6 protein-coding genes are annotated in these 7,824 nt (G+C 61.2%); 3 read left to right on the forward strand and 3 right to left on the reverse strand.

Translation table 11 applies throughout. The features are described from left to right. Nucleotides 1-41: 41 nt before the first annotated feature. Nucleotides 42-770 (reverse strand): transcriptional repressor LexA, encoded by a 729-nt coding sequence (lexA, locus tag FEZ59_RS29555; RefSeq protein WP_020723648.1) that lies wholly within the window; start codon nucleotides 768-770, stop codon nucleotides 42-44. A gap of 256 nt (nucleotides 771-1,026) precedes the next feature. On the opposite strand from lexA, the gene FEZ59_RS29560 reads away from it, so the two are divergent. Together FEZ59_RS29560 and nrdR are read left to right on the forward strand one after the other, a co-directional pair. Continuing rightward, a complete protein-coding gene (locus tag FEZ59_RS29560) occupies nucleotides 1,027-1,767 on the forward strand; it encodes a LysM peptidoglycan-binding domain-containing protein (protein ID WP_021333609.1) in 741 nt (246 codons plus the stop codon). A gap of 195 nt (nucleotides 1,768-1,962) precedes the next feature. Continuing rightward, a complete protein-coding gene (nrdR, locus tag FEZ59_RS29565) occupies nucleotides 1,963-2,460 on the forward strand; it encodes a transcriptional regulator NrdR (protein ID WP_020907539.1) in 498 nt (165 codons plus the stop codon). A gap of 286 nt (nucleotides 2,461-2,746) precedes the next feature. On the opposite strand, the gene hrpA is transcribed toward nrdR, so the two are convergent. After that, nucleotides 2,747-6,652 (reverse strand): ATP-dependent RNA helicase HrpA, encoded by a 3,906-nt coding sequence (gene hrpA / locus FEZ59_RS29570; RefSeq protein ID WP_172933557.1) that lies wholly within the window; start codon nucleotides 6,650-6,652, stop codon nucleotides 2,747-2,749. A gap of 53 nt (nucleotides 6,653-6,705) precedes the next feature. Here hrpA and FEZ59_RS29575 point away from each other — a divergent pair, with 53 nt between their 5' ends. Continuing rightward, nucleotides 6,706-7,383: a Pr6Pr family membrane protein gene (locus tag FEZ59_RS29575; protein WP_070797210.1), complete on the forward strand. Its 678-nt coding sequence runs from the start codon at nucleotides 6,706-6,708 to the stop codon at nucleotides 7,381-7,383. Here the strand turns inward: FEZ59_RS29575 and FEZ59_RS29580 are convergent. Then, the gene (locus FEZ59_RS29580) at nucleotides 7,354-7,671 is read right to left on the reverse strand and encodes a DUF2322 family protein (RefSeq protein ID WP_020907542.1); all 318 of its coding nucleotides are present in this window, start codon (nucleotides 7,669-7,671) and stop codon (nucleotides 7,354-7,356) included. The genes FEZ59_RS29575 and FEZ59_RS29580 overlap by 30 nt on opposite strands. Between the last annotated feature and the right edge of the window lie 153 nt (nucleotides 7,672-7,824).

Raw genomic sequence — 7,824 nt, forward strand, 5'->3', positions numbered from 1 at the left:
TGCCGGGGCCCAGAGTCTTGTGATCGAGGGTGCGAGCGAACTCAGATCTTCCGCATGACGGTGACAACCTTGCCCAGGATGACGGCGTTGTTGCCGGGAATCGGCTCGAAGAGTTCGTTGTGCGGCATCAGCCACACCTCCTTCTTCGTACGCTTGAACGTCTTCACGGTGGCTTCGCCGTCGATCATGGCGGCCACGATGTCACCGTTCTCCGCGACGTTCTGCTGACGGACGACAACCCAGTCGCCATCGCAGATCGCTGCATCGATCATCGACTCGCCGACAACCTTGAGCATGAAGAGCGAACCCTGGCCGACGAGTTCGCGGGGGAGTGGGAACACGTCCTCTACCGCTTCCTCGGCAAGGATCGGTCCGCCGGCAGCGATGCGACCCAGGATGGGGACGAACGCCGGCTCCGGTAGCGGGTCGGCACTGTTGTACTCGCCGGAATGCTTTGACACCGACGCGATGGCGGTATCGGCCGCAACCTCGTCGAGACCTCGAACATCGACTGCGCGAGGGCGATTGGGATCGCGTCGAAGGAAGCCCTTGCGCTCCAACGTTCGCAGTTGATGTGCGACCGACGACGTGGAGGTGAGCCCCACCGCATCACCGATCTCGCGAATGCTCGGCGGATACCCGCGCTCCGTCACCGAATCGCGGATGACTTCGAGAACGCGCCGCTGACGCTCGGTGAGCGTCTCGCTCGACGGAGACGGAACTGCAGAAGCTCCTGCCTCCGCGGCTGTGCTGGAGCGATCGTCCTTCATGGCCTGTTGCCTCCGTGTCTGAAGAAGTCGTGTCTGTAAAGGCTGTGTCTGAAAAAGTGCCTGGTGCAAATCGCGCAGAAACCTGTCGGTGCCTCCTGCCAACATTCGAGCTGTCGACAAACACGGAGGCTTTCGCAATTCCCGCTGTGTGGTCTGACACGAATCTAGCCGGATTTGCTCGCGGTTTCAAACATCTGTTCGATTCGTGTCGCTTGAAGTAGAGACATTGTCGGCCAGGCGTGGTAGAAATTCGAACATGCGTTCCATCGAACGCATGATCGAACACATCGATCGGTGTCGACCAGCGGAGGTCACGATGGGTAACGCAGCACTGAGAAGCAACAGGGTTTTCGACGACGCGATTGGTGACGACGCGATTGGTGATGACGCGATTGGTTTCGACGGCACGTCGGCGTTGAAGTACCACCCCTCGTTCTATGGGCCCGATGGTGGATCCGACGCTGACGGTGTGTCGTTCGAACGGCGCGGCACGGCCGAAATGCGGGGCGTGGCCAGGTATGTCGACAACGAACCGCAGGCGGCCGTCGTTCGTCGTGTTCCGGCGGTTGGCGCGGTTTCAGGTTCGCGTTCATTGCGTGAATCTCCTCGCCGGTGGGACGGCGAGCACGATTCGTCACGCCCGTACGGAGGAAGTTTCGCGCACCGAAACAGAGTCGGTGTCTCACGGGTCGAACATGAAGTGGCTGCCGAGGACGTCAGTTGGAAGACAGTGTTCCTTGGCGCCGTAATCACTGCACTGGCAGTGTTGGCGTTGGTGGGGATCGGCGCTTTGTCGAGTGGTGATGTCGCTGCGACAAACGGTGCGACCGAAGTGGTTCGTGTTGCTGCGGGTGAATCCCTCAGTGATATTGCTGCCAAGGTTGCGCCTGGCCAGGCTGTCGGCTCGGTGATCGAGCAGATCATGGATCTCAATGCGATGTCGAGTTCCGGACTGTCCGTTGGGCAAACGCTGATCGTGCCGGCCTCGGGCCGCTGACCGTACCCCGTGCCAGGCGGGGGCGTACCGAGCGTGAGAGCAGTCGGTTCACAGCGAGTAAGCTGTCCACTTGACAGTCCCACCACCTCGGGTGGTCGCGTTGAGTACGTGGATCTGCTCTGTAAATCGTCGGAGGATTTGCAGTCGGTAGCGAATCTGAGTTGCGGCCATTTCGGCGACAACGAAGGAACCCCGATGCATTGCCCGTTCTGCCGGCACCCTGATTCCCGAGTGGTCGATTCGCGCGAGGCCGACGAGGGCCAGGCGATCAGGCGGCGCCGTTCGTGCCCCGAGTGTGGCCGCCGATTCACCACGGTTGAGACGGCAGTTCTCTCGGTTGTGAAGCGCAGCGGCGTGACGGAGCCGTTCAGCCGAGAAAAGGTGGTCAAAGGAGTGCGTCGCGCATGCCAGGGCCGCCAAGTGGACAACGATTCGCTGAATTTGCTGGCCCAACAGGTCGAAGATGCCGTACGTGCTTCGGGTTCTGCCGAAATTCCCAGCAACGAGGTAGGGCTCGCGATTCTCGATCCGCTTCGAAATCTCGACGAGGTTGCATACCTGCGATTCGCATCGGTGTACAAGTCCTTCAGTTCTGCCGCGGATTTCGAACGTGAGATCACCGACATGCGCGAACATGCCGAGACCCGTGCTGCCGACAAGGCTTCCGGCGCCGAGACCGTTTCCGTCGACTGAGGCCTTTGCCTTAGATAACGCTGAGAGCACAAAGCGGCCGTAGGTAACGCTGAGAACACAAAGCGAACAATCGAACAAATCGGGCAAGGTATTCGCTTAGTGTCGACCAAGTACGTTCGTCCGCATCTCGGATCTTCACGGAGGCGTTATGAACTTAGTTGCAGTTCTCGGAGTCGTGAACAGCCTGGTAACCCTCGGGTTCGCCAACACTGTTGCCACCTTTGGTGGTTTCCTCACCAACGTCAACATTCAGACAATCTACTGATCGCGCAATTCTCGCCGAACGTCAACGCTTGATCGCTTCGATAGCTTTCAGGACTCGCTTTTCGGAAATCGGTGTGGGTGTACCGAGGGACTGCGCAAACAGGCTCACGCGCAGTTCTTCGATCATCCAGCTGATCGAGTCGACATCTCGAGCAGTGCGACGCTCTTCGGGAAGTGAACTCAACAACCGGTCGTACGCTGCGTACACCCGGTCGAGGACGTCCATCGCCTGCTGATCTCGTTGTGCACTTGCGGGTAGAGCTTCGAGACGGAATTTTGCTGCGGCAAGATACCGCGGCAAATCGCGTAGGCGGGCCGAGCCCAATTCGGCGACAAATCCCGGAAACAGCAGTGAGGTCAACTGTTCTCGGACGTCGTCTGCTGCTTCGCCGCGGGAGCGGTCCAGAACGACGCTCAGTTGGTGTGCTTGTTCGAGGATCGGAACAATCATGCGCAGGATCGCGGAGACGCGTCCGGCCAGTTCGGAGCGTGCGATCTTCACCAGGGCGTCGAACGCCTCAGGCGTGCGTACCGGTCCGCCGTGGGCAGCTATCACTTCGTTGGCAGCTGCCACCCGGCAATCTTCGACGAGGGCCTCCAAGCCGCCGTCCGGATTCTGGCCGAGAGCCAGACGCTGAGTGTTCGACAAGCCGGCGGTCACGGCCTTGAGTTGGGTGGGAACGGCCGCGAGAAGAAGCGCCCGAGTGCCTTCCCGCATCGCCTGCGCCTGCGCAGCCGGCGTACTCAGGACACGAACGGCAACTCCGCCGTTTTCCGGCACCAGTGCTGGGTAGCCGGTTACCTGCTGTCCGCCGATGGAGCGAGTGATGGTCGGTTCCAGTGCGCCGAGCGTTTCGGATGTCCAGACGGTTGCCGCTGCCCGTTCCGTACCGGTTGCCGCCTTGGCCACTTCCTTCTGTACGCGCGGGGCGAGCGTGCGTCGTAGCTGCGCCAGATCCTTACCCTTCGCGAGAACCTTGCCCGATTCGTCCTCGACGACAAATGTCATCCGAAGATGGTCGGGCAGCGCGGCGGGATCGAAGTCCTTGGCGTCGATCTGGATCCCGCCCAAGTGCGAGAGTTCGCGGGCCATTGCGGTCATCAACGGCTCGGATCGAGGTTTGACTGCTGCCAATGCTGCGGCGGCGTAGTCAGGTGCGGGCACGACAGCGCGTCGGATGTTCTTGGGCAACGTCTTGATCAGAGCAGTAACCAGATCGACGCGCATACCGGGGACCAACCAGTCGAAGCCGACCGGCTGAAGTTGCGCGAGCAGGCCGACCGGGATGTGCGCGCTGACGCCGTCGTCGTCCTTTCCGGGCTCGAATTGGTAAGTGAGCGGAAACTGCATGTCGCCCTGGCGCCAGGCGTCCGGGTACTCGCCGCCCAGTACTGCAGCCGCGTCGGAGTTGACCACCGTTTCCGGCGTGAAAGTCAGCAGACTCGGATTCTTGCGCCGCTCGGTCTTCCACCACTGGTCGAAATGCTTGGCGGATACGGCTTCCTGGCCGATACGTTCTTCGTAGAACTCGTAGAGAGTTTCGTCGTCGACGAGGATGTCGCGGCGACGCGCGCGGTTCTCGAGTTCCTCGACGTTGTCGAGCAGTGCACGGTTCTCGTGGAAGAACTTGTGGTTCGTCTGCCATTCGCCCTGCACGAGCGCATGGCGGATGAAGAGATCGCGAGAGGCCTCGGGATCGATTCGTGAGTACGTCACTGCGCGGCCGGTCACCAGAGGAACTCCGTAGAGAGTGACCCGCTCGTATGCCATCGCCGAACCGCGCTTGGAGGACCAGTGAGGTTCGGAATAGGTCCGTTTCACCAGGTGCGGGGCGAGCTTTTCAGCCCACTCGGGTTCGATGCGCGCGGACATGCGAGCCCACAGTCTCGACGTTTCCACGAGTTCGGCGGCCATGACCCAGCGTGGTGGCTTCTTGAACAGTCCTGATCCGGGGAAGATCGCGAAGTGGCTGCCCCTGGCGCCCAGGTAGTTCCGCTTCTCGCCCTCGCGTAGCCCGATGTGCGAGAGCAAACCGGCGAGGAGTGACTGATGGATCGCGTTCTCGCTTGCGGGTGTCTCACCCACCGTCCAGCCGAGGCCGCGGGTGATCTGCCGGAGTTGCCCGTGCAAATCCTGCCATTCGCGGATGCGGAGCCAGTGCAGGAACTCGTTCCGGCACATCTTGCGAAACTGGTTGGAGGACAGATCGTTACGTTGTTCGCGTAAGTAGTCCCACAGTTTCAGGTATGCCAGGAAGTCGGAGTTCTCGACATTGAACCTGGCGTGCTTTTCGTCGGCGGCCTGCTGGAACTCGGCGGGCCGCTCGCGAACGTCCTGGATGGACAACGCCGCGACGATGACAAGGGTTTCGTGAAGGCAACCGTTGTTCTTGGCTTCCACCAGCATTCGTGCCATCCGCGGATCCACCGGAATCTGGGCCAGCTCGCGGCCGACCGGCGTCAGTTCGGGGTGGCTTGCCTCGGAACCTCGCGCGATGGCGCCGAGTTCTTCGAGCAGTCCGATTCCGTCCTTGACGGCGCGCTGGTCCGGCGGTTCGACGAAGGGGAAGGCAGCGATGTCGCCCAGACCGAGGGCCGTCATCTGCAAGATGACGGATGCGAGATTGGTCCGCAGGATTTCCGGCTCGGTGAACGCCGGCCGTGACTCGAAGTCCTCCTCGGAATACAGGCGGATGCAGATTCCTTCGGCGACGCGGCCGCAACGCCCGGAACGCTGACGAGCTGACGCCTGCGAAATGGGCTCGATCGGCAACCGCTGAACCTTGGTGCGCACCGAATATCGCGAAATGCGTGCGGTTCCCGGATCGACGACGTACCGAATGCCGGGAACGGTCAACGAGGTCTCGGCCACGTTGGTGGCAAGGACGACGCGTCGGCCGGTGTGCGGCGAGAACACTTTGTGTTGCTCGGCAGCAGACAGCCGCGCGTACAGCGGGACGATTTCGGTGTTGCGAAGACGCCGATCGCGTAAAGCGTCTGCGGTGTCGCGAATTTCGCGTTCGCCGGAGAGGAAGACCAAGATGTCGCCTTCGCCCTCCGCGCTCAGCTCGTCGACCGCCTCGCAGACCGCGTCGACGGGATCACGGTCGAAGGTGATGTCGCCGGACTCGACGGTCAGTGGCCGGTAACGCATTTCGACGGGGAATGTTCGACCGGATACCTCGACGATCGGCGCGGGCTTACCGTCGACAGCGAAGTGCTTGGCGAAGCGTTCGGGATCGATGGTCGCCGACGTGATGATGACCTTGAGGTCGGGTCGGCGGGGGAGCAGCTGAGCCAGGTAACCGAGGATGAAGTCGATGTTGAGGCTGCGTTCGTGCGCTTCGTCGATGATCAGCGTGTCGTAGCGTCGGAGCATACGGTCGCGCTGAATTTCGGCGAGGAGAATGCCGTCGGTCATGAGCTTGACGTAGGTGCGGTCCGAGACCTGGTCGGTGAACCGCACGGTGTATCCGACGGCGTCGCCGAGTTCGGTGTCGAGTTCTTCGGCGATACGTTCGGCAACGGTGCGTGCTGCCAGTCGGCGAGGCTGTGTATGTCCGATCAGGCCGCGGACGCCACGTCCGAGTTCGAGACAGATCTTCGGGATCTGAGTTGTCTTACCCGAGCCGGTCTCGCCGGCGACGATGACAACCTGATTCTCCGAGATCGCGGTCGCGATGTCGTCCTTGCGCTGACTGACGGGCAGAGCTTCCGGATACGAGACTGCGGGAACATTGGCGGAGCGTGCCGCCAACCGTGCGCGCGCCGTTTCAATTTCCTCGGCCAGCGCCACCAAAGCGTCTGGTGTGCGGGCACGGTCGAGTTTGCGACGGAGTCGACTCTCGTCGCGGAGTGAGACCTGCGCCAGCGCGCTCTTCAGGTCACTCCGCTTGGGGGAGAGTGGGGCCGGTGGTGTTGTAGACATGCTGATGACAGCCTATCGAACGCGTTCACAACTACCGCTCGCAGATCGTTTTGATGTGCAAATATCGACCAGTGACGACAAATACCGCAAATGAGGCAGTTACACCGGTCGCGTCGACGCCTGTTGCCGTGCGAGTACTTCGCTTGTTGTTCGCGATCTACGGACTCACGGCGCTGCTGTGGATTCCGATTCGAAACGCCGACGGATTCTCGTTGTCGAACTATCTGAGCTACTTCACCATCGAGAGCAACATCCTTGCGGTGATCGTATTGCTGGTCGGCGCCCTTCGGGATCCGCAGTCTCGGACATGGCAGTCGGTTCGCGGTGCGGTGACGCTCTACATGGTGATCACCGGAATCATCTACGCCGTTCTACTGGCCAATATCGACGTCAATTTGAACGACGCGTGGATCAACTCGGCGCTCCACCGCATTCTTCCGCTGGTGATGCTCCTCGACTGGGTGTTCTTCGCTTCGAGGCACAGGATCTCCGAAATCCGCTCGCTGCAGTGGCTGCTGTTTCCGGTGATCTACGCGGTGTACACGTTGATTCGAGGGCCGATCGTCGACTGGTATCCGTATCCGTTCATGGATCCTCGCCACCAGGGCTATCTGGCCCTGTTCATCGGATTTGTCGTACTGGGCATCGCGATGGCCCTGATGGCGTTGGCGGTCAATGCCGTCGGACGGCTGGGAGCCGGGCTACGCGGACGGAACGCTGCGAAGTCCTAGTGGATTGCCGGAGGCGAGCACCTGCTCGAGGCGGTCCACGTTCGGGTGCTTACCGGGGTTCGCCCGCGCGTCCTCGGTGTGTTCGGCAAAGATCGTCAGTCCTGCCGAGGCGGCTTCGGGTGTGAGCGCGCCGTAGACCTGAGCGAGATGGTTGTACACCTTGACCGAGCCGGACTTTCCGGGCTTGTTCTCGACGGTGTCGATGACGGTTCCGTCGGCGTCGAGTACCTCGATGGCGGCCAGATGATCGATGGTGGGCAGTGCGGCGAGATTGTCGGCAAAAGTCATGGTCGACAGATTACGTGTGTACCCGGAAATGCCGGTGCCCGGCGAGCGCCGTCGTGCGCCGATTCCCGGTGTCGATATAGTCGCAGCACATCGTTTGCACACCAGCATCGTTTGTATTCGAAGGGGACAATGATGGCTTCGGCATTGTGGCAC

Source organism: Rhodococcus sp. MS13, assembly GCF_013277835.1.
GTDB lineage: Bacteria > Actinomycetota > Actinomycetes > Mycobacteriales > Mycobacteriaceae > Rhodococcus_F > Rhodococcus_F erythropolis.